Annotated in this window: 21 protein-coding genes and 2 pseudogenes; 9 read left to right on the forward strand and 14 right to left on the reverse strand. The window is 67.3% G+C overall.

Annotated features, from left to right (window positions below; translation table 11 throughout):
• Positions 1-673 precede the first annotated feature (673 nt).
• Positions 674-1924, reverse strand: a complete 1251-nt coding sequence (locus OG331_RS06200; protein WP_406209757.1) for an NADH:flavin oxidoreductase/NADH oxidase family protein — start codon at positions 1922-1924, stop codon at positions 674-676.
• A gap of 95 nt (positions 1925-2019) precedes the next feature.
• Here OG331_RS06200 and OG331_RS06205 point away from each other — a divergent pair, with 95 nt between their 5' ends.
• The gene (locus tag OG331_RS06205; protein ID WP_406192454.1) at positions 2020-2631 is read left to right on the forward strand and encodes a TetR/AcrR family transcriptional regulator; all 612 of its coding nucleotides are present in this window, start codon (positions 2020-2022) and stop codon (positions 2629-2631) included.
• A 299-nt stretch (positions 2632-2930) separates the two neighbouring features.
• On the opposite strand, the gene OG331_RS06210 is transcribed toward OG331_RS06205, so the two are convergent.
• A complete protein-coding gene (locus OG331_RS06210) occupies positions 2931-3575 on the reverse strand; it encodes a hypothetical protein (protein ID WP_406192457.1) in 645 nt (214 codons plus the stop codon).
• A gap of 253 nt (positions 3576-3828) precedes the next feature.
• Between OG331_RS06210 and OG331_RS06215 the strand changes: the two genes are divergently transcribed.
• Entirely contained in the window at positions 3829-4491 is a 663-nt protein-coding gene (locus OG331_RS06215) for a hypothetical protein (protein ID WP_406192460.1), read from the forward strand.
• 177 nt (positions 4492-4668) lie between these two features.
• On the opposite strand, the gene OG331_RS06220 is transcribed toward OG331_RS06215, so the two are convergent.
• Together OG331_RS06220 and OG331_RS06225 are read right to left on the reverse strand one after the other, a co-directional pair.
• Entirely contained in the window at positions 4669-5181 is a 513-nt protein-coding gene (locus OG331_RS06220; protein WP_406192463.1) for a GNAT family N-acetyltransferase, read from the reverse strand.
• A 29-nt stretch (positions 5182-5210) separates the two neighbouring features.
• Positions 5211-5387 (reverse strand): annotated as a pseudogene (locus OG331_RS06225) (IS5/IS1182 family transposase); the annotation flags it as partial.
• A gap of 462 nt (positions 5388-5849) precedes the next feature.
• On the opposite strand from OG331_RS06225, the gene OG331_RS06230 reads away from it, so the two are divergent.
• Positions 5850-7535, forward strand: a complete 1686-nt coding sequence (locus OG331_RS06230) for a ribonuclease J (protein ID WP_406192466.1) — start codon at positions 5850-5852, stop codon at positions 7533-7535.
• Between the two features lie 655 nt (positions 7536-8190).
• Here the strand turns inward: OG331_RS06230 and OG331_RS06235 are convergent.
• From OG331_RS06235 to OG331_RS06245, 3 genes are all read right to left on the reverse strand, one after another.
• Positions 8191-8967 carry an alpha/beta fold hydrolase gene (locus tag OG331_RS06235; protein ID WP_406192469.1) on the reverse strand — a complete coding sequence of 259 codons (777 nt, stop codon included), beginning with the start codon at positions 8965-8967 and terminating at the stop codon, positions 8191-8193.
• Between the two features lie 290 nt (positions 8968-9257).
• Positions 9258-10049: a hypothetical protein gene (locus OG331_RS06240; protein WP_406192472.1), complete on the reverse strand. Its 792-nt coding sequence runs from the start codon at positions 10047-10049 to the stop codon at positions 9258-9260.
• The gene (locus OG331_RS06245) at positions 10046-10678 is read right to left on the reverse strand and encodes an ABC transporter ATP-binding protein (protein WP_406192475.1); all 633 of its coding nucleotides are present in this window, start codon (positions 10676-10678) and stop codon (positions 10046-10048) included. The genes OG331_RS06240 and OG331_RS06245 overlap by 4 nt, the downstream gene beginning before the upstream one ends.
• A gap of 194 nt (positions 10679-10872) precedes the next feature.
• Here OG331_RS06245 and OG331_RS06250 point away from each other — a divergent pair, with 194 nt between their 5' ends.
• A complete protein-coding gene (locus OG331_RS06250) occupies positions 10873-12090 on the forward strand; it encodes a flavin-containing monooxygenase (protein ID WP_406192478.1) in 1218 nt (405 codons plus the stop codon).
• A 134-nt stretch (positions 12091-12224) separates the two neighbouring features.
• On the opposite strand, the gene OG331_RS06255 is transcribed toward OG331_RS06250, so the two are convergent.
• From OG331_RS06255 to OG331_RS06265, 3 genes are all read right to left on the reverse strand, one after another.
• Positions 12225-12356 (reverse strand): hypothetical protein, encoded by a 132-nt coding sequence (locus OG331_RS06255; RefSeq protein ID WP_406192481.1) that lies wholly within the window; start codon positions 12354-12356, stop codon positions 12225-12227.
• 103 nt (positions 12357-12459) lie between these two features.
• Complete coding sequence (locus OG331_RS06260) at positions 12460-12771, reverse strand: GTP-binding protein (protein ID WP_406192484.1); 312 nt, start codon at positions 12769-12771, stop codon at positions 12460-12462.
• A 157-nt stretch (positions 12772-12928) separates the two neighbouring features.
• A complete protein-coding gene (locus tag OG331_RS06265; RefSeq protein WP_406192487.1) occupies positions 12929-14014 on the reverse strand; it encodes a DUF2855 family protein in 1086 nt (361 codons plus the stop codon).
• 128 nt (positions 14015-14142) lie between these two features.
• Between OG331_RS06265 and OG331_RS06270 the strand changes: the two genes are divergently transcribed.
• On the forward strand, positions 14143-14745 hold the full coding sequence (locus OG331_RS06270) for a TetR/AcrR family transcriptional regulator (RefSeq protein ID WP_406192490.1): 603 nt from the start codon (positions 14143-14145) through the stop codon (positions 14743-14745).
• A gap of 277 nt (positions 14746-15022) precedes the next feature.
• On the opposite strand, the gene OG331_RS06275 is transcribed toward OG331_RS06270, so the two are convergent.
• A protein-coding gene (locus tag OG331_RS06275) for an IS3 family transposase (protein ID WP_406191951.1) occupies positions 15023-16203 on the reverse strand; the annotation gives its coding sequence in 2 pieces (ribosomal slippage) (positions 15023-15939 and positions 15939-16203; 1182 coding nt in all).
• 364 nt (positions 16204-16567) lie between these two features.
• Here OG331_RS06275 and OG331_RS06280 point away from each other — a divergent pair.
• A complete protein-coding gene (locus tag OG331_RS06280; protein WP_406192493.1) occupies positions 16568-16837 on the forward strand; it encodes a transposase in 270 nt (89 codons plus the stop codon).
• Here OG331_RS06280 and OG331_RS06285 read toward each other — a convergent pair.
• From OG331_RS06285 to OG331_RS06295, 3 genes are all read right to left on the reverse strand, one after another.
• Entirely contained in the window at positions 16803-17405 is a 603-nt protein-coding gene (locus OG331_RS06285; protein WP_406190495.1) for a transposase, read from the reverse strand. The genes OG331_RS06280 and OG331_RS06285 overlap by 35 nt on opposite strands.
• The gene (locus OG331_RS06290) at positions 17330-17872 is read right to left on the reverse strand and encodes a winged helix-turn-helix domain-containing protein (protein ID WP_406190674.1); all 543 of its coding nucleotides are present in this window, start codon (positions 17870-17872) and stop codon (positions 17330-17332) included. The genes OG331_RS06285 and OG331_RS06290 overlap by 76 nt, the downstream gene beginning before the upstream one ends.
• Positions 17873-18004: 132 nt before the next feature.
• Positions 18005-18409, reverse strand: a complete 405-nt coding sequence (locus OG331_RS06295; RefSeq protein ID WP_406192496.1) for a type II toxin-antitoxin system PemK/MazF family toxin — start codon at positions 18407-18409, stop codon at positions 18005-18007.
• A 167-nt stretch (positions 18410-18576) separates the two neighbouring features.
• On the opposite strand from OG331_RS06295, the pseudogene OG331_RS06300 reads away from it, so the two are divergent.
• The 3 genes and pseudogenes from OG331_RS06300 (at position 18577) to OG331_RS06310 (ending at position 20710) form a co-directional block, all read left to right on the forward strand.
• A pseudogene (locus OG331_RS06300) lies at positions 18577-19673 on the forward strand (IS701 family transposase).
• A 320-nt stretch (positions 19674-19993) separates the two neighbouring features.
• Complete coding sequence (locus OG331_RS06305; RefSeq protein WP_406192499.1) at positions 19994-20344, forward strand: PRC-barrel domain-containing protein; 351 nt, start codon at positions 19994-19996, stop codon at positions 20342-20344.
• Between the two features lie 108 nt (positions 20345-20452).
• Entirely contained in the window at positions 20453-20710 is a 258-nt protein-coding gene (locus OG331_RS06310; protein ID WP_406192502.1) for an ANTAR domain-containing protein, read from the forward strand.
• Positions 20711-20752: the final 42 nt, after the last annotated feature.

Here is a 20752-nt window from a genome sequence, read left to right on the forward strand (position 1 = left end):
CCGTCCACACGACGAGCTCGCCCTCTTCGCCTTGCACACCGCCTACCGCTCCGGCAGCGCGGCAGGAAGGCCGAGGCCACGGGCGAAAGCCGCCGTGACGGAAGCGCAGTGTCGGGCAGGCGCCTGGAGGCCACGCGGGCACCAGCGCGGCGTAGTCGGCGAGGTCGCATTCGGCACCAGAGAGCCGGCGACGGAGCTCGGTTGTGGACAGCTCGATCACCGGCCTGTCGCTCTGCTCGGCATTGACGCTGAACCAGACGGTGGCACCGAGTTGCATCGCGACCGGCGGCGACACGGGGTCGCGCCCGAATCCGAGCTTGCTGACGTCGCCGATGAGTTCGTGCTCGTTGCGCCAGTCCTCCAGCCCACCACGGCAGCCGCGGACGCAGCACGAGTCGAATGAGCCGGGCGAATCGCCGTCCGGCTCGATGTCGTTGCGGCAGCCATGCGCACCGCCGCTGTGCCGACCTCAGCGAGCAAGAGCGTGCCGCTCTGAGGCAGAAGCCGTACGTCCGCCCTCACGGTCGATCCGCCCCGCACCACCCGTCGGTGATCACGTGGGTCCCCTGGCGCGGCGCGGCAGTGTCCCGGGGGCCGCGTGCGGATGTGCCCGGTGTACCCGGCTGAGCTGGGTACACCGGGCACATCCGAGGACATCACCACGAGGGCGGGTTCAACGGCCCGCGGTGCTCTGCGCCTTGGACAGCCAGGTGCGGTAGCCGCGCAGGGCCTTTCGCTGCTTGCGCTGCTCGCAGATCAGGGCGATCGCCGGGTGGGTGCCGGGCTTGGACGTGTGGCCACGGGCGAGGCGGCGCATCTGATGGCGGACCTTTGCCATGCCGGCAGCGGAGGCAAGGGCCTTGTCCGACCAGGTCACCGGCTCCATCTGGCGGTCCGCCTCCCGATACTGCTTCCAGCGGTCCGGGAGGTCGGGGGTGACCGCGAGGGCGGTGCCGATGCCGACGACCGCCACCCCGCTGTCGAGAACCCTCTCTGCAGTGACGCGCTGGGTGATGCCGCCGGTGAGCATCAACGGGAGGGGGCTGGTCTTGACCAGGTCCTTCGCGAGGTCCAGGAAGTAGGCTTCCCGGGCCCGGGTGCGGTCATCGGCGGGGCGCCCGGTCATCGCAGGGCTCTCGTAGCTGCCGCCGGACAGTTCGACCAGGTCCACGCCGAGCGGTTCGAGCATCGCGATCACCTGGCGCGCGTCGTCGGCGTCGAAGCCGCCGCGCTGGAAGTCGGCGGAGTTCAGCTTCACCGCGACCGCGAAGGACGGCGAGACGGCGGCGCGGACCGCCTGCACGACGTCCAGGAGCATCCGGGCCCGGTTCTCCAGTGATCCGCCCCACTGGTCGGTGCGCTTGTTGACCAACGGGGAGAGGAACTGCGACAGCAGGTAGCCGTGCGCGGCGTGGATCTCGACGCCGTCGAAACCGGCCTCTTCCGCGCGGTGGGCCGTGACGGCGAAGCGGGTCACGGTGTCCTCGATCTGCTGCGCGGTCATGGCCGTCGGGCGGCCGAAGCGGCTGCTGTGCTTGCCGAGGTCGACGCCGATGTCGGTGGGGCCCCACACGACGCCGGGCATGTCGGACGCCACTTGGCGGCCGGGGTGGTTGATCTGCATCCAGATCGACCCGCCGCCGGACTTGCCGGCCTTCGCCCACTCGGTGAACGGCTTCAGGGGTGCGTGCTCGTCGAGCACGACTCCGGCAGGGCCGGTCAGCGCCTCCGCATGCACCATCACGTTCCCGGTGATCATCAGTCCGGTGCCGCCGCGGGCCCAGCGCCGGTAGAGCGTGAAGAGCTGCTCGTCGGGAAGCTGGCCGTCGCCGGCCATGTTCTCCTCCATGGCGGCCTTCGCGATCCGGTTGCTGAGCACCTGCCCGGAGCTGAGGAGCAGTGGCGAGAACAGCTCGGTGGTCATCCCGGTTCCCTCTTCCATGTCGATCACTTACGATGTATACACCACTCACATTAGGACACCGATGTGAGCACTGTAAACATGAGGAAGTGTGACCTATGTCGCAAAGCGGCACGTACCATCACGGCGACCTGCGCGCCGCCTGCTTGCGGGCCGCGCGGGAGCTGCTGGAGGAGGACGGCAGCGCAGGACTTTCGCTGCGCGCGGTCGCCCGCCGTGCCGGCGTGTCGCCGACCGCCCCCTACCGTCACTACGCGGACCGCGACTCACTCGTCTCCGCGGTCGCCGCCGAGGGATACCGCGAGCTCGCCGAGCACCTGGCAGCGGTCCACCCTGCGCCGTCGACTCCCGATGATCTGGCCGCGGTCGCGGTCGTCTACGTGCAGTTCGCGCTCGATCATCCGGCTCTGTTCCGGGCGATGTTCGCCGAGCCCTGCGATCCGACCAGCGCGGAACGTGTCGCCGCGACTGCCGTGATCACCGCGTACGTGCAGGGCATCGTCCGCGACGCCTTCCCGGGTGCGGACAACTCGGAGGCGCTGTCGACCACCGTGTGGGCCCTCGTCCACGGCCTGGCATTCCTGCACCTCGACGGCAAGCTGGACAGCTCCACACCCGAGGTGGTCGCAGACCAAGTCCGCGCCTCCGTCCACGCGCTCTTCAGCGCGGCCCCCGCCCTCTCCCAGGCGGCAGCGCCGGCGAACAGGTGACCGTGTAGTTCAGCGGTAGGCGAGCATGTGGCGGCGATCGCCGGCGAAGTGAGCGTGCTCGTTGAAAGTCAGGAGCATGGTTCCGGACGTACCCACCACGAGGGTGGTGACGGAGGCGTTGACGGTCACGCAGTTGAGGGCCCCACATTGAGGGCCCCACGACCCCTTCGTCCGGCAGCGAGAGCAGCATGCCGCACTGTGCGGCGACCTCTTCTACAGCTCCGGCGTGGTTACGGGCCACGAATGCAGAATCAAGCTTGTCTCTCCCCCCCCCCGTGATGCAGACCCATGGCCGAAACTCAGCTCGGGTTGCGAGAAGATTCATTGCGCAGCCTCCAGATTTCCTTCCACTGCCGGGCGTGATCGGCCGCCAACCGCCGGTCGGGCGCGTCGGCCCGCTGCACCGCGAGGCTGACCCCGCATTCCCTGCATAGCTGATGGATCCAGTAGACGCCGTCGTGCCAGGCGCTGGTGTTGTCCCGGTTTCCGCATACACGGCATGTCAGCGCAGGAGCTTCAGCGGGTGGGACCGACGAACGGAGCACCCGCTCGACGACCACTGGCAGCGGCTCGTCAGGATGGATCGTCGGCTCGGGGCAGTAGGCAATGTTCCCCCACCCACGCTGCCAGCCCCGCCAGGACTCGTCTGCTTTCACCTGCCGAAAGCCACGCGCTTTGTCCGCTCGGCGACTGTTGGCATAGGCACGTTCGTCAGCGAGCCAGAGCTGTCGGGCGTGGTGCAGCTCCTCGACGGCGCGTATCAGGGAGCTCGGATCCTTCTCCAGATTCTTGGGAATCCCCGCACTGAGACAGAGGTGGTGATACGTCGCTCGGAAGCCATAGGGCGCGAAGTGGACGAGGCAAGACCGTAGATTTGTATGCCGCACACGCGCGGGCCGACCCTCGTCGTAGACCCGTCTCCGGTGCGTGTTGAAGCTGCTCATCCCAGGACGCTACGGCCTGCAGAGCACGGCTCGCACTTCACTTTGGCGGCCCAAGACCTCGCCCTGATAGTGCCCTTCACGAAACCGTTGCCAGAACCGTGAAAGCCCCCACCCCTTACTTGGGGGTGAGACAGTCCTGCTCGCTGAGATTCCTCACCCACCCGTCGCCGTCACGCACACACCCCCCTCGTGCGGTCCTGACCGGGTGCGGCACAATCGCGGGCAACGGGCGGGCAACGGTGGGGGTGGGAACGTGGGGCTTTTTGGCTCGCGAAGCCGGCGTAAGGGGATACCGAACGACCCGGCGCTACTTGCTGCGGCAGCTGAGAATCCCGGTGGCAGCGTCGCCGAGATCGACCCGACGTATGTCGACGACCCGAACGGCTACGTACCTCCCGAAGCTATCCGCGGCGCGTGGTTGGTGGATGGCAGCGGGCAACTGACAGGTGAGTACCAGGAGAATCCCCGTCACGGGGTGCCCCAGGACGACTTCAGCAAGCTCACAGATCCTGATCACTGGCTTGGCTGGCTCGGCGATGATCCCGCGACCGCCGTCCGAAAGGGCATCGAAGAGTCCTTGCGTGCCCAGGTGGCAGACGCAGTGGTCGAGTGGGTCAAGATCCTCGAAACGCCCCGGTTTCTCACGGGTGGGCGTCGACATTCTGGGGACGAACAGGCCATGTTGGTCACCCGCGCGGCACTAGCCGCGCCGTTTGCATTGTCGGTGCGCACAACGCAACACGGGCGTTCCATCCTCCTGGGCGTGTTCTCCTGGGCGGCGGTGAACCTCTCACCGCCCGAAGTCCGCAAGGATCGGCACTGGTTTGACCTGGGCGTCGGGCTGGACTGGGCCGGCGAACGGCTTCAAAGCCGGATCTACGAGATTGACGGTGAGTACGGCAACGCCCAGCGGTAGAGCGGCAAATGCCACGCCATACGGGGGTCAGAACGGCCGCGAGCCCGCTCCCAATGCCCTGGAAGCCGCCGCCGCTGCAATGCGCGGGGCACTCAAGAAGGCCGCCCCCGAACAGACCACCACCAGCGGTCTCGGATGCCGCTGTCTGGGGTGCCTACGTAAGTGCCGGGGCGAATTCTACGAACCGGCGCGGGGTGCGATCCTCTTGTAGAAGCACACGCGGTCCTGCCCAGGGCCGTCGTAGTCGCTGTGGACAGGCAGGCCATCGATCTCACGATCGCCCTCTTCGAGGTCAAAGCCCATGGCACGGTGAAACGCGATGGACCCGGTGTTCGCGGGCGAGGTGGTCGCACGCACTTCCTCGCGGCCTGCCTCGGCGGCGCGTTGTAGGAACGCTGTGTAAAGCCTGCGAGCCACGCCTTGTCCACGTAGCTTCGGGTCCACCCCCACGAAGTGGATGTACGCTACATCATCGTTGTCGGCGGAGTGGAAGCCGACCAGGAACGCTTTGACCCCCGTGTCATCCTCCAGCACCAGGCTGGTACTGGAGAAGAACTGCAAGAACAGCTTCGGCAACAGCAGGGACAACTCGCGGGCCTGGTCAGGGGTGCGTGAGTCACCCCACCACTTCTGCACGCACTCCACGAGCGTGCGGTGGTCGGATTCCAGAGCCTGGCGCACGTCTGGCATTCCCTCCCCCTTTCGAATCCATCCCATCGTGTCAGCTTGCGATGGCTGATCATTGCGAAGTCGATGCCGACGAAGGCGAGGAAGTGGTCAGGGCGATGTTCGGAGCTGCGGTGCAGACGGAAGCCGTTCAGCCAGGGCTACGGTGCGCTCGGCTACCCACTGTGCCGACCCAGCCGCTGGGAGGAATCGATGCCTTTGCGGGCGAGCGGTGGATCCGTGACGGCAGCGGCCGTGACTAACAGCTGTCTCGCGGCGGGGTCCAGGCATGGGTGAGCAAGTGGGATTCACAGGGCTTCGGCCTGTTCGCCGTGGAGATCCGGCCCACCGGCGAGCCGGCCGGGTTCACCGGCCTTTCCGCGCCCGACTTCTTGAGGGTTTCGGTGCACGGGGCGGGCAGTGCACGTGCGGGGGAGGTGCCGGAACCCCAGGCGGGCCCGGGCCGGGGTGAGCCGTGCACCCGCCAGTCCTCCCCGCACCCAGAGGCCCCCGGCCCGGGCCCGCAGGACATGGCCACTCCAAGCTCACCTTCAGTCGCCGTGAGGGCATGCCCGCCCGTCGGCGTGATCCGAGCGTCCCGGGGGCACCCACTGCCCATATCCCGCTCCGTCGGAGGAAGAGATCACGCTGCAATGGATCACCCCCTCCCGCTCCCCGGGTAATGTCAAGGTATGAGTCACCCACACCCCGACCTGAAAGCCGCCCCACCGCTTCCCGAAGGAGGGCTGCGGGTCATCGCCCTGGGCGGCCTGGGTGAGATCGGCCGCAACATGACCGTCTTCGAGCATGCGGGCAAACTGCTCATCGTCGACTGCGGCGTGCTGTTCCCCGAGGAGACCCAGCCCGGCGTGGACGTGATCCTGCCGGACTTCACCTCGATCCGGGACCGGCTGGACGACATCGTGGCCGTGGTACTCACCCACGGCCACGAGGACCACATCGGCGGCGTGCCGTACCTGCTGCGCGAGCGGTCCGACATTCCCGTCGTCGGCTCCAAGCTGACGCTGGCGTTTCTGGAGGCCAAGCTCAAGGAACACGGCATCCGGCCGCGCACGGTGCGTGTGCGGGAGGGCGACCGGCGCGGCTTCGGACCGTTCGACTGCGAGTTCGTGGCGGTCAACCACTCCATCCCGGACGGCCTCGCGGTCGCGATCCGCACCGGCGCCGGGATGGTGCTGCACACCGGCGACTTCAAGATGGACCAGTTCCCTCTCGACGACCGCATCACCGATCTGCGCGCCTTCGCCCGCCTCGGCGAGGAGGGCGTGGACCTGTTCCTCACCGACTCCACCAACGCCGAAGTACCCGGCTTCACCACCTCCGAGCGTGAGCTGAACCCGGCGATCGAGCAGGTGATGCGCACCGCGCCGCGCCGCGTCATCGTCTCCAGCTTCGCCAGCCATGTGCACCGCATCCAGCAGGTCCTGGACGCCGCCCACCAGCACGGCCGTAAGGTTGCCTTCGTCGGCCGGTCGATGGTCCGCAACATGGGCATCGCCCGTGACCTGGGATATCTGAAGGTCCCGTCCGGTCTGGTCGTGAGCACGAAGGAGCTGGAAAAGCTCCCGGACCACAAGATCACTCTGGTCTGCACCGGCTCCCAGGGCGAACCGATGGCCGCGCTGTCACGGATGGCCAACCGCGACCACGTGATCCGCATCGGCAAGGGCGACACGGTACTGCTCGCCAGCTCCCTCATCCCCGGCAACGAGAACGCCATCTACCGGGTGATCAACGGACTTACCCGGTGGGGCGCCCACGTGGTCCACAAGGGCAACGCCAAGGTGCACGTCTCCGGACACGCCAGCGCCGGCGAACTCGTCTACTGCTACAACATCGTCAAACCCCGCAACGTCATGCCCGTGCACGGCGAATGGCGCCACCTGCGGGCCAACGGCGACCTCGCCATCCGTACCGGCGTCGACCCCGACCGGGTTGTCATCGCCGAGGACGGCGTCGTCGTCGACCTCGTCGACGGGCGCGCTTCCATCACCGGCAAGGTCCCCGCCGGCAACGTCTACGTGGACGGCATGGAGGTCGGCGGCGCCACCGAAGCGTCCCTCAAGGACCGCCTCACCCTCGCCGCCGAAGGCGTGGTCACGGTGGTGGCGATCGTCGACGCGGACACCGGCGCCCTCGCCGAGGCCCCCGACTTCCTGGCCCGGGGCTTCGTCCACGACGACACCACCTTCGAGCCGGTCATCCCCGTCATCGAGAAGACGCTGTCCACCGCGGCCGAGGAAGGTGTCGGCGACGCGCGCCAACTCGAACAACTCGTCGCCCGCGCCGTGGCGAACTGGGCGTTCCGCACCCACCGCCGCAAGCCCCTCATCATCCCTGTCATCATCGATGCCTGAGCGACCGCCCGGGGAGCACCCACCTAGTTCCGGCGGGGGTCTCGCCGGCATCGAGGTAGGACACGCAGTCAGCACCCCGGGGCCGGGGTGGCAACGCACTCGCCATGATGAGTCATAGAAATAACCCCCCAGTAAAAGCATGTTACGGAAAACAGCAGGTCAGAGACTTGTATGGCGCAAATTGGACAGGCTGTTGGTGTGCGTTACGTTCAGAGTGGGCGATATGTGCAACATGCTGACGCTTCTTGCCCGCACGCCGACTGCCTCGCGGCCCTGGACGGCGCCATCGGGCTCCTCGCCGGGCTGGGCCACGAACTCGTCGAAGCCGACCTGCCCGTCTCACACCGGACGTCGGCGACGCCATCGGCACAGGGGTTATGCCCGGTGCCACGCGGTCGCAGCCTGCGCGGCGCGTCCGTGAATGCTCCAGTCAGACCCAGTGACATCGGCGAGCATGCGGGATCCGGCGTGGGTGACCACCCCGCGGCCGTCGGCCGAGACGACGAGCTTGGGACGCAACCCGGTAGGTGCACGCAGAAAGTTCCTTCTTCCTGTGGTGACAGAAGCCCGAGACAAGCCTCAGCATCCCGCGCTCAGGAGGCACTTTCGCGTTTCCGCTAGGGATCCGGACGCTGCCGCAAGTGAAAGGCGGTGGCTAGCGGCCGAGGAATCTTTCGACCACCGTCGCCAGAGTCTCTGGGCTCTCATCCGGGGCGAAGTGGCCGGCGTCGTTGAAAACCTCGAGCTCGGCGTGCGGATACCACTGCAGCCAGGTGGACCGCATGGTGTCGGGGCCCATCGCCGGGTCGTTCGCACCAGCCACGACAAGCACCGGCGTCGGATTTCCCTCGAGCCGTTCGTGGATGTCGGAGCCGCGAGTCCAGGATTCGAGATACGAGCGCAGGGCAGCCGACGCGGCACGTTCCGAGCCGCTCACCCTGGCATCCAGCCATGCATCGTTGTGCCGACCGCCGGTGGTGACATCAAAGATCGTCCTGCGGTTGCCGGAATTCTCCACGGCCCCGACGAACAGCTCCCACATCTCCCCTTCGAGCGGGAACCCGGATGCGGGTACCGGTGAGATGCCGACGATCGAGCGGACCCGCGACGGGGCGTCCAGCAAAATCAGCTGGGCCGCCTTGCCGCCCATGCTGTGACCAATGACCGAGAAGGTGTTCCAGCCGAGGTCGTCGGCCACGGCGAGGGCGTCCGCCGCGACCTCCTCCATCGTGTACGTGCCGGGGGTATCCATCGCCTCGCCGTACCCACGGCAGTCCACGAACGCGTAACTGAACGCGCTCCCGTCCAGATACCGCCGCAGATGGCCGAAACTCGATCTGTCGCCGAGCCAGTGGTGAAGTGCGAGGACCCGCTCCGGACCGTTGCCCTGTACCTCATACGGAATTACGTGTCCTGCTACACGGCCTGTCACAACGCTGGGTCTCCCCCTCCGGGCCGGGCCCGGAATCCCATCGGCTTGTGGATTCGCTCCGACGGCGTAGCACCGTGAGCGGGCGACCGAAGGCGTCGCAGGCCAGATGAATCCTGCTGGTCAGGCCACCCCGGCCCGGGAACCTCCAGACGGTCCCGCGAGGGCCACCTGGTCGTCCAGCCGCATGCGACCACGCAAACGCCTCGCCGGTGTCGGCCAGGAAGCACACCAGCCGGTGGAACGCGAAACTGCCCTAACGAGGGCCGGGAGGAAGACTGTCCTCACCGTGATCACCCTGCCTGGGCGCTCGTCCTGCGGGACCACGGGGAGCGGGAAGGGCGGTGGGTGTGGAGGACGAGCAGCGCCAGGGCGCCGGTCGCTGCGGACCAGGTGAGGGAGAGCAGACCGTGGGACCAGGGAGTGTGGGGGGTGAGGGCCAAGCTCAGCGCCAACTGGTTCACGCCGTACAGGGGAAGCGCGGACACGCCCGCCACGTCCATGAGCGTTTTGAAGACGGGATTCTGCAGGCCGGTGTCGACCAGGCTGAGCATGATGATGAGGAAGAAGCCCTCCAGCTCGCCGCGGACCAGAGAACCGAGCAGAAGGCCGATGCCGCCGTAGACGAGGCCGGCACCCGTAAGGGCCAATACCAGAGGACCTGTGTGGTGTACGGGCAGGGAGATCCACAGCAGGATCGTGGTGTAGAGGGCCAGCGCGGCGGCGGTGAGGGCGACGGCAGCAAGTTTGGCCAGCAGCATCGGCAGCCGGGGGTAGCCGGCCAGCAGCAGACGGCGGTCCATCTCCCGCGATCGGAAGGTCTCGATGAAGGTGATGAAGCCGGCGACCATGGTGATGGCACCCAGCGCGCTGGCCACCTGGCCGGCCTGGCTGGCCGGGGCGGAGACGGGGGTGCTGATGGCGTCCAGCCGGATGCGCACCACTTGATCGGAGGTGCACAGGCGTGCCACGGCGATCCAGATGGGGATGAACGCGATCGCCAGGACCAGCGCCAGCCGGTTGCGCAGGTGGCCCCGAAGAGTGCAGCGCAGCAGTTCGGTGAATGCCGTCCAGGCGAGCCTCAACGGTTGGTCTCCTCGAGCAGACGGCCCTGGCGCAGGTGAGTGATCGCGTCGAAGTGGTGCAGGTCGTGCAGCAGGTGAGAGACCACGATGATCGACCGGCCCTGATCACGCAGGTCGGCGGCCAGGGTCCAGAACCGCTGATGGGTGTCCCAGTCGAAGCCCTGGTAGGGCTCGTCCAGGACCAGCAACTGCGGATCGTGCATGAGAGCGATCAGCAGGTTCAGCTTCTGTCGCGTTCCGCCGCTGAGTTCGCCGACCTGCTGTCGCCGGCAGCCGGCCAGCGCGAGCAGCTCCATCAGCTCGCCGGCGCGCTCCAGTGTCGGCAGCCGGTAGGCCATCTGGAACAACCGCAGATGCTGTCCGACGGTGAACGCATCGTTCAGTACCGCCCGTTGCGGGCAGTACCCCACCGCCCCGGTCCGTGCCACCGTTCCGCGGTCGGGTGCGAGGTGTCCCACGGCGATCTGCAACAGAGTGCTCTTTCCCGCCCCGTTCTCGCCGACGACTCCCACCAGCGTCCCGGCAGACACATCAAGATCCACGTCGCGCAGGACCTGCCTGCCGCCGAACGCCTTGCAGACTCCGCTGATCCGCAGCCGTGGCCGGTGGCGCGTCGTTGCTGCCTGCACATGAGCCCCTCGAATGATCGGACAGATGTAACGAGCCGACCCGGACGGCCGGCCCTGGGCGGACCGATCCCCCGCGCAACGTCTGCTGCCCGCTGTCCAACGAGTCCGTACCGCCGGTGTAACGGCGGTCACCCGCTCTTCTGTACCTGCCACTTGGGCGTGACGTGCGCCGCGGTCTGCCGTTGTAAAAGGCGATGCCCCCGACACCACAACGAGACCTCAGCGCTCCCACGATCGTGATCGGAGCCGGCCCCCACGGCCTGGCGGCTGCCGCGCTACTGAACCGCTCCGGAGAGCCGACCGTGATCCTGGAACGGTCGGACCGAGTGGGATCGAGCTGGGCGCAGCGCTATGACCACCTGCGACTGCATACCACTCCCAGCACGTCGAAGCTCCCCGGCCTGTCGGTGCCGCGCCAGGCGGGCCCGTGGGTGAGCCGGGACGACTATGTGCGATACCTGGAGCGCTACGTAGCCCATCACCGACTGGACGTCCGGGTGACCACCCCGGTGGACCGCATCGAACGGGCCGAGCCCGGTTCGGGAGCACAGTGGCTGGTCCACACCCCCGATGGCCCGGTGCCCACGGGTGCGGTCGTGGTGGCCACGGGCCGCTGCCACACCCCGAACCTCCCCCGCTGGCCCGGGCGTTCGACCTTCACCGGTACCCTGCTGCACTCGGCCCACTACCGCTCTCCGGCCCCCTACCGCGGGCGGGACGTCCTGGTCGTCGGCGCCGGTAACAGCGGCACCGAGATCGCGAGCGTCCTGGCCGGGGCCGGAGCCGGGCGGGTACGGATCGCAGTCCGTACCCCACCCAACATCCTGCCCCGCTCCAGCGCACGATGGCATGCGGCCGGCCGGCTGACGGAGGCCTTCCCGCTCGCGTGGCGCGACCGCACCTCCCTGCTCACGCAACGTCTAGCGGTGCCCGACCTGACCTCATGGGGACTGCCCCGGCCCCGCACAGGCCTGTACACCCGCAATGCCCGTGAAGGGGTCAACCCCGTGCTCGACCATGGCTTCGTGAACGCCGTCCGGTCCGGTCGAGTCGAGCCGGTCGCGGCCGTCCAGGCATTCGACGGCCCCGACGTGGTACTGGCCGACGGCACCCGACTGCGCCCCGACACGGTCATCGCCGCCACCGGGTACCGGACCAACCTGCACGACCTGGTCGGGCCCCTGGGCGTACTCGACGAGGACGGGCAACCCCTCGCCGCAGGGGCACAGACCCACCCCGAAGCCGCACGCCTGTACTTTGCCGGATACACCAATCCCCTCACGGGTGTCCTTCGTCAGGCGGGCATCGAGGCGCGCGCCATCGCCCTCGCGTTACGACGCGAGACGGTGCGGTCATTACTGCCCACCCCCAGGACCGCCGATACAGTGCACAGAGGACGCGCTCCGAGGTGACGGGGCCTCAAGAACTTGCCCTTCCAGCAACTTGGCCTGCGGTTCGAGCGCCTCGGGCCGCCGACGCGGCGGCCCGCGCGACCCCGGTGTCCGTTCAGCATGGCCGGGCCGTCCCAGCCGCGTTCTGGTGCCCCTTAGGTGCTGATGATCCCCACTCTGGCGGCGTTGCCGTGGGTGCGCAGTCGCCGCAGGTGGAAGGGGATGTCGCTGTGCAGTTGCGGAAGGGTGGTGACGCGTTCGTTGTGCGCGGCGCGGATACGGGCCATGGCACGTACACACCGTCGTGGTGTCCGGCGGACTCCTGGGCACCGGCTGGGGGAATGCCGGGAGCGGAGGCGGTTCGGACGGGGATGAGTTGCGAGGAGGGGCTCATGCCGTTGCCTCGCCGCGCCACCGGGTGAGGTGGACGGTGACCCAGTCGGCGACTTCACGAATGCCGCCACCGGCGGTAAGGCTGGTGAAGATGACGGGGAGGTCGCCGCGCTGTCGTTTCGCGTCGACGGCCATGGTGTCCAGGTCGGCGCCGACGTGCGGGGCGAGGTCGGTCTTGTTGATGACGAAGAGGTCGGCGGTGGTGATGCCGGGGCCGCACTTGCGGGGGATGTAGTCGCCGCTGGCCACGACGATAGGCCGGGCGTACAACACCAGGGCGACCGTACCCGCACCGAACGTCCGCGCCATGGTCTCCGCACGCTGGGCGGCCGTGTTCTCGGCGGTGTAGCCACCATTGGACCAGTGGCCGCCGGAACTGAACCCGACGCCCCATGGGCGTCCCGTTCGAGGCGGGGTGAGTGCGGCCGTGTGCAACGGGGCCGCACGTCGAGGGCGACGGCCGTCGCTACGGGGTGATGATGTGGCCGGTGCGCGGCGAGGTCCGGCCCGACTGGACCTCGTGCCAGACCCGTTCGAGACTCTGCGGGCCGTTGTCGTGCACGATGTCGACCCACCCGTCGGCCACGGGCAGGAACTCCTTCCACGCCTCGGCGAAACGGCGGTCCAGCCCTTCCCTCCCCCAGTCGCCGATCCGCTTGCGCATCTGGTCGGGGGCGAAGAACATGGCCGGCCCGGTCTCCGCCAGGGTGCCGGCGGGCGCGGGTTCCTGGTTGGTGATGCCGACGACCACCTGGTGCACCAGCGCGTCGCCCAGGTGGGCGCCCAGCCGGGTGGACAGCTGCTGGTCGCCCGCGAAGTCGGCGTACAGCGTCTGTGTGCGTGGGAGCCGGGAGACGTCCTCGTAGGTCAGCACCCGGTCGTAGCAGCCGAGGCCCTCGGTGAAGGCGAGGTTGCGCGGGGAGGTCAGGCCGACCACCTCGCATCCCTGCCCCTGGAGCAGGTGGGCGGCACCGTAGGCCGTCTTGCTCGAGGCAGACGACAGGACGACGCTCTTCGCACCTAGCCAGGCGTTGTCGACGAGCCAGTCGGCCAGCATGAACGAGGTCCAGAACAGCGGGCGGTACAGGACGTGAAGGTCCTCGCGGCCGGCCTCGTAGGCGATGTCGCCCGTGGTGAGGGCGTAGGCGTTGTAGGGCCGGGGCAGCGGCACGCGGTGAGCACTGGCCTCGCGGAAGCCGCGTGCGTCGACTCGGTCGGGGCGGACCAGCAGGTGGCTTGCGGACGGGAAGTAGCCGTAGTAGCGGCTGCCGGTCTCAATGCCGTCGACCCGGGAGGCGACGACGTCGGCGAAGCCCCAGAGGGGGACGATGCCCCAGCCGGCGCGAGGAGAGGGGAAGAACTCCCAGTATCGGAACGAGTCGCCGAGCGCGGCGTAGGTGACGTTGTTGGCGGTCAGGCCGACCCGGTCGACGCGCAGCAGTGCCTCGCCGTCCTGCACCTGCGGGACGGGAGCGTCCTCCAGTTCCGCGGTCGACAGGTCGTCGCGGCGGACGAGCAGGTTCCAGGCGGTGGCAGCAGAGGTGTTGTCCATGGGCCGGAACGTACTTGAATCCGGATTCGGATTCAATACTGGGCTACGATGCACACATGCTCCCCCCTGATCCTGGAACCGATCACCCCGCGCAGCCACAGCCGGCCGGGACGCGTACCCGGCGCGGCATGCGCACTCGTGACGCCCTGGTGGGCGCGGCCCGGCGGATCTTCGAGCGGGACGGCTATCTGGATGCCCGCATTGTCGACATCGCGGCCGAAGCCGGCGTGGCCACCGGGAGCTTCTACACGCACTTCACGTCCAAGGAGGACGTGTTTGCCGCCGTCCTGGCGCTGTTGCAGGACGAGATGCTGCACGCGGGAGTGAGCGACGGCAGTGACGAGGACGGCGGCGACGGTGGAGGCGGACGCAAGGACCTGTGGCGAGGGGTCGAGGACGCCAACCGCGCCTACCTGGAGTCCTATCGCCGCAACGCCGGACTGATGGCCGCCATGGAACAGGCCGCCGCCGTCGACCCGCAGTTCGTGCGAGTGCGGCTGGAACGGTCGCATGTGTTCATCGACCGCAGCGCCGCCGCCATCGCCCGCCTCCAGCAGTCGGGCCTCGCGGATCCGGAACTCGACCCGGACATCACCGCCCGGGCGCTGAGCGCGATGGTCAGCCGGCTTGCGTACGTGACCTTCGTCCTGGGCCAATCCGTGCCCTTCGACACGCTGGTCGGGACCGTCACCCGGCTGTGGACGAACGCGCTGCGCATGCCGCGGGACTGAGCCCGGCGCCGACGCCCGTAGCCATGCAGAGTGGCCATGATCTGCGTCATGACAGCGCGGCGATGAACCATGGCCCGCTGTATCACCCCGGCAATGTACTTGGCCCAGCGCCGCCGCGTCCGTTCCTGACGGGCGGCGAAGACCGCATCCCAGCGAGCCTCACTGGTCGGCGGTCCGGGCGCTGTCGACTTCCGCAGAGCTCGCATCGTCGAGCTATGAGTGAGGCCCGCGGCGGTGAGGGGCCTCGTGTTTTCCGGACAGGCATCTGACTATTGACTCACGCGACGATTCGCAACTTCTGGTACGCGGCGTGGACTTCGCGGGGAGGACGGTAACCCACCGCCGAGTGAAGGCGTTTGTGATTGTACCAGAATTCGATGTAACGGGTGATGTCCTGCCTGGCGATGTCGCGGGTCAGGTAAGTCACCCTCGAAACGCGCTCGTTCTTCAGGGCGCCGAAGAATGATTCGGCCATGGCATTGTCGAAGCAGATCCCGGTACGGCCGGCAGAACGCCGCAGGCCGAGCTCGCCCAGAACCACAGCATACTCGGCCGACATGTAGTTGCTTCCGCGGTCCGAGTGGAATATTGCGTTCCTGGCGAGTTTCCTGTTCCGTGCTGCGTTACGGATGGCTCTGGCTATGAGAGGGGTTTGAAAATGGTCGTCCATCGCGTAGCCGACAACCTCCTTCGTGCAGCAGTCGATGACGGTCGCGAGATACAGCCAGCCCTCTCCGGTGGAGATGTAGGTGATGTCCCCGACGAGTTTTTCACCCGGAGCGTCGGCGGTGAAGTTCCGGCCCACGAGGTCGGGCACGGCGGCGGGCGCGCCTCGGGTGAGGCCGAAGCGTCTGGGCTTCGGCTGGCAGGGCTCAAGTCCCAGCTCCCGCATGAGCCGGCGGACCAGCTCCGGGCCCGCGGCGTGGCCCCAGCGATGGAGCTGGGCGTGGATGCGCCGATAGCCGTAGGTGCTGTCGGAATCGTCGAATGCTTTCTTGATCAGCAGTTTCAACTCCTCGCGTCGCTGCGCCGTCGCGGATTTCGGGCGGCCCCGCCAGTCGTAGTAGCCAGATGTGGATACGCCGAGTCGTTCGCACATGAACTCGACGGGATATGCGTACTCCGTTGTGTCGAGTCGCATCTCATCGATGAACTCGTACTTGCTCGCTACCGGGGATCCTTCGCGAAGTACGCTGCGGCTTTTTTCAGGAACGCATTCTCCATCTCGACTTCACGGATACGGCGTTCAAGTTCCTTCAGGCGAGCGCGTTCATCGTGGGACAGCTCGGTACCGGCAGGAGGTTCATTCCGTTCCTTATGCTTCTTCACCCAGCCCCGGAGGGTTTCGGGGTTCATACCGAGTTCACGGCCGACCTCGGTTACGGTCTTGCTGGAAGCCAGCGCGATCCGGACGGCTTCCTCACGGAACTCAGGCGTGTACTTGCTCGGTGGTGCCACTTCGATTCCTCGTTTCCAGTTCAGACGATCCTATTGGACGCCTGTCCGGAAACTTCGGGGCATCCCAGCGGTTCTCAGCGGAGCCTGCTCGGCGTGCTTATGGGCTAGGTCTTTTTTCGGATCAGTGATGAGAGTGGGGCCGCCGGGCGAGCCTGTGCCCGGGTGTTCTGGGGTGAGGATGGCTGGAGGCCACACGTGTTCGAGGGAGCCGTACGATGCCTGCCGTGGACGTGCTGGGTGACGCCTGGGGAGTACAGCGGCGTATTCCGGAGCGGCTTCAAGCTGGCCTGACATGCCGCAGCGCAGAGTCGCCTCCAGAGGATCATCTGATCGTTGGTTGATCTGTGTCGCTGCCTGACGCGCAGTGGCGCGGATCGAGCCATTGCTGCCGGACCGGACGCCAAGACGTGGCGGTCGGTGGCGGACTCACCGGCAGATAATTGACGCGATCGCGTTCAAGTACCGGACCGGAATGCCGTGGAGTGGCCTGCCGGAGGAGTTCGGGTCGTGGACGTCCGAGGCCAGATTGCCGAGCGATGGTCGCCCACAGTCCAACAGCGCCGCTACTCAGCTTGAACTCGTAGACGCCGGCTGGTGGATCACGGTGGTTCGATCACCAGGCCGGTCTCGGTGAGGCAGCCGTTGATCAGGTCGGGCCGGTACTGGATCTTCTTGAGCTTGCGCTTGACGATGCGGACGAGGCCGCCCAGGTCGGCGGCGACGAAGTTGGCGATGGAGCGTTTCAGGAGTGACCAGACGCCCTCGGTGGGGTTCAGCTCGGGTGCATACGCGGGCATCTGGACCACACGCAGCCACTCCTGGTGTTCGTCGGCGAACTCCTTCATCTGTGCACACAGGTGCACGTTCAGGTTGTCCCAGCACCACACGAGCGGCGCGTGCAGCTGCTGGTGAACGGCGAGGATCAGTTCGCGGTACTCGTGCCAGGCGAAGCTCTTGGGCTCGCCCTTGCGCCCGTGACAGACGTGCAGCCGGTAGAAGAAGTGCGGGCGCTCGCCGGGGCGGAAGCAGACCGCGCCGGCCACGTTGACCCGGCCGGAACCTCTGCCACGCACCCTCACCACGGGCCGTGCCCCGCGCGGGGCCCATGTGCGGCCCTTCGGCGGCCTCAGGCCCTGCCCCGCCTCGTCCTCGAAGCAGATGTAGGCGCCCAGGTCCGCCGCACTGGTTTTACCTGCGGCCACACCTCCTGCTTCCACACCTCGATGGCCTCCTCGTCCCGCTCGACGGCCCGGCGCACCGGGACCTGGCACGACCAGCCGTGGCGCCGCATCAGCTTCCACACGCCCTGCACCGTGTAGCCCACATGGAACAGCCGCCCGATCAGCGCCTTGATCCGCTTCAGCGTCCACCGCTGGTCGTCGGCGAATCCGTGCGCCGGCGGGCCGCGCCGCAGTTCTGCTTCCAGACGCGCGAACTGCCGCGCCGACAGACGCTCCGGCGACACCGGTCCCCTGGAACGCAGGGCCTGCACCCCGCCCTCGCGCCACCGCTGACGCCACAGCCGCACAGTGCGCGGCGCTACCCGTAACTCCGCCGCGACCGCACCAGAACTCTCGCCCTGCTCAAATAACTCAGCGGCCTTCAGCCGCAGTTGTTCACGTCGTTCCTGCTCGGCAGGCGTATACCCGCCCCTCTGCGCATACCGCATGCACCTGCCATACCGCAGGGATCAAGGACCGTCACGCCCTCTCGGCGTCTACGAGTTCAAGCTGAGTACAGCTACGCCCTTCAATACTCCAGCCGTAGATCGTGATCTCGATGGTGAGTGGCGCCTCTCCGCCTACCCGAGTTCACCGAGACGGAGGGCGTCCCTTATCTCGCTGAGCTTCGCGGTTGTCGCCGGGGTCCGTTCCTTCGCCTGTTCGCCGAGACGGAGGGCGTCCTCAATCTCGCTGAGCTTCGCGGAGGACAGGACGCCCGCCCGCTCGATCAGGTCGTCCTGGGACACTGTGGTCAGCCACGTGCAGGGGGTAAAGCCCGGGCCCGGGAACGCGAACCGCAGCACGCCTTCAAAGGGCAGTCCTTCCATGGCACCTACTTGCACTTCGACGCCCAGACCGCTGATGTCGACGCCCGCAGGAGTGACGACCTGCATCGCCCGGATCCTGGACGCGTCGTCTGCCGCCAGCAGTACGACCAGCCGCCGCTCGTCGAACTCCACCCACCAGACTTCGCCACGTTGCACATGTCCTCCTGACTCAGGACGGCAGGCGGAACTGCGCGACCCTGACGCGTTGTGGAGACGGGTGCGGCCACCGTTGATCATCGTGAGTTGTGTGGACTGACGAAGAGACGGTGGCCTCAGGTCACAGCATAGAACCCACCCGTTGGCGGGACGCATTCGAGGGCCTGATGGGCCGGATCGCGGGGCGCTTCGCCCGGGTCGAACCCGGCGCAGGGCGGCGCGGTTGGTGCTCGGTCCATTGGCCGACCTGCCGCGCAAGAACTGCTGGACCATCGCCGAGTGGGCCGGCGAGACCACTCCGGACGGCATGCAGCACCTGTTGGGCAGGGCCAAGTGGAATGCCGATCAGGTCCGCGACGACGTGTGCGGCTACGTAGTGGAGCAACCCATGCGGCCTGGTGGCCGGCGTCCAGGAACCGGGCGACCATACGAGTGGCCAGCTCCGGCTTGCACCTGCACGACGACCGGGCGGTGCTGGTCGTCGACGAGACCGGCGATGTGAAGAAAGGCACTGGCACGGTCGGCGTCCAGCGCCAACGAGGTCTACGGCGGCAACCCGAAGCTGCGAACCGCACTGGAGGAACGCGGCACCGGCTACGTCCTCGCGGTGGCCTGCTCGCACGAAGTCACCACCGGTGCGGGGAAGTTCCGTGCGGACATCTTGGCCAAGAAGGTGCCCAAGCGGGCCTGGCAGAAGCTCTCCGCAGGGGCCGGGGCCAAGGGCCACCGCGTCTACAACTGGGCAGTCATCGACCTCCCCGACCCCCGCCCCGGGAGTCGTCAGCTACTGATCCGCCGTAACCGCAGCACCGGCGAACTCGCCTACTACCGCTGCTACTCGCCCGCGTCCGTGCCGCTGACCGTGGTGGTCAGAGTCGCTGGATCAAGATCGCGGGTGGAGGAGTCCTTCCAGTCGGGCAAGGGCCTGGCCGCACTCGACGAGCACCAAGTCCGCCGCTATACCTCCTGGACCCGCTGGGTCACCACCCTCGCCATGTTCGCGCACGCTTTCCTCGCCGTCGTCCGCGCAGACGAGCACACCCGCCCCGCACCCGATGCCCTCATTCCGCTCACCTGCAACGAGATCCAGCGCCTGTTCATCACCCTCGTCGTCCGACCTGTCCACGACACAGCCGACCGGCTCGGTTGGTCGAACTGGCGACGCCGCCACCAGGCCCGATCCCAAGCCAGCCACTCAGGAATGAAGATCACGAACTACGGCTGGAGTATTAAGGGGAAGCATGCCGCTCACCCAGGCCGATAATTGCGGTTTCCCTTGCTGCTCATTCTTCTGTTTGCTCAAGTGCTTTGGCCCCGAGGCCTCCCCATTTCCATGCGGGGGGCGCACTCGAAATGTCAGCGCACCGTTCTCTGGGTAGCGGGTATTGCCGGGCAGGGTGTCTGCGTGCTGGAACCGCGCCGGGATTACCGCCGGCACAAAGGATTGCCCAAATTTCTGCGATGTACGCGCCGGGTGATGAATACGGTCGGCAGCAGTGGGCACTCGACGCATGAGCAATTCAAGGAATCCGGGCCGTGATGATTTATTTCGGCCGTGAAATCGTTGAAGATGGAGATGGATTCGTGAGTGCGGACATGTGGGGCTACGAGCCGACGGCTGGGTATACGGCGGGCAGCAGCCTGATCGGCTACAAGGTCGAAGCGACTGACGGGAGCATCGGCAAGGTCGACAAGCACTCCGACGACGTCGGCGCCTCCCACCTCGTGGTCGACACGGGGGTGTGGATCTTCGGCAAGCATGTCCTAATCCCGGCCGGCCTCGTCAGCGGCATCGACACGGCCGCCGAGACGATCTACGTCGACCGGACCAAAGAGCAGATCAAGAACGCTCCCGAGTTCGACAAGGACAAGCACGCTGGGGATGCGGGCTATCACGAGCAGCTCGGCGGTTACTACGGCAGCCACCGAGCCTGAGACCTGAGTGGGTGCGGGCGTGAGTATGGCGCCCGCACGCCGGCCGGCCGACAACCAAACCGGTCCAGGCGGCAGGACACGGCGCGCGGGCCCGGACGAGCCATCGGCGTGCTGACCACGCTGGGCCGAGTAACGCCGTACGGCAACTTCACGGTGCTCCGAGAGGTCTCACAGCACACCAACATCAAACTCAGCCAGGTCGCCGAAGAAGTCCTCAAGTACGCCCAAGGCGCCGCACCGCTCGAGGTGTTGGTCGGCGAGGGTGCATGCGGCCCTTGCCCGCCACGCCGTTGGCGAACGGCAGGATGTCCGATGCGCCCGAACGTCGAGTCGTACTCCAGCAGATGGGCAAGCGTGGCAGGGTGAGGTGATGTCGTTGATCGCGACCACCTCGACGTCCTGGGTGAC

The sequence above is a fragment of the Streptomyces sp. NBC_01017 genome (assembly GCF_045162795.1).
GTDB lineage: Bacteria > Actinomycetota > Actinomycetes > Streptomycetales > Streptomycetaceae > Streptomyces > Streptomyces machairae.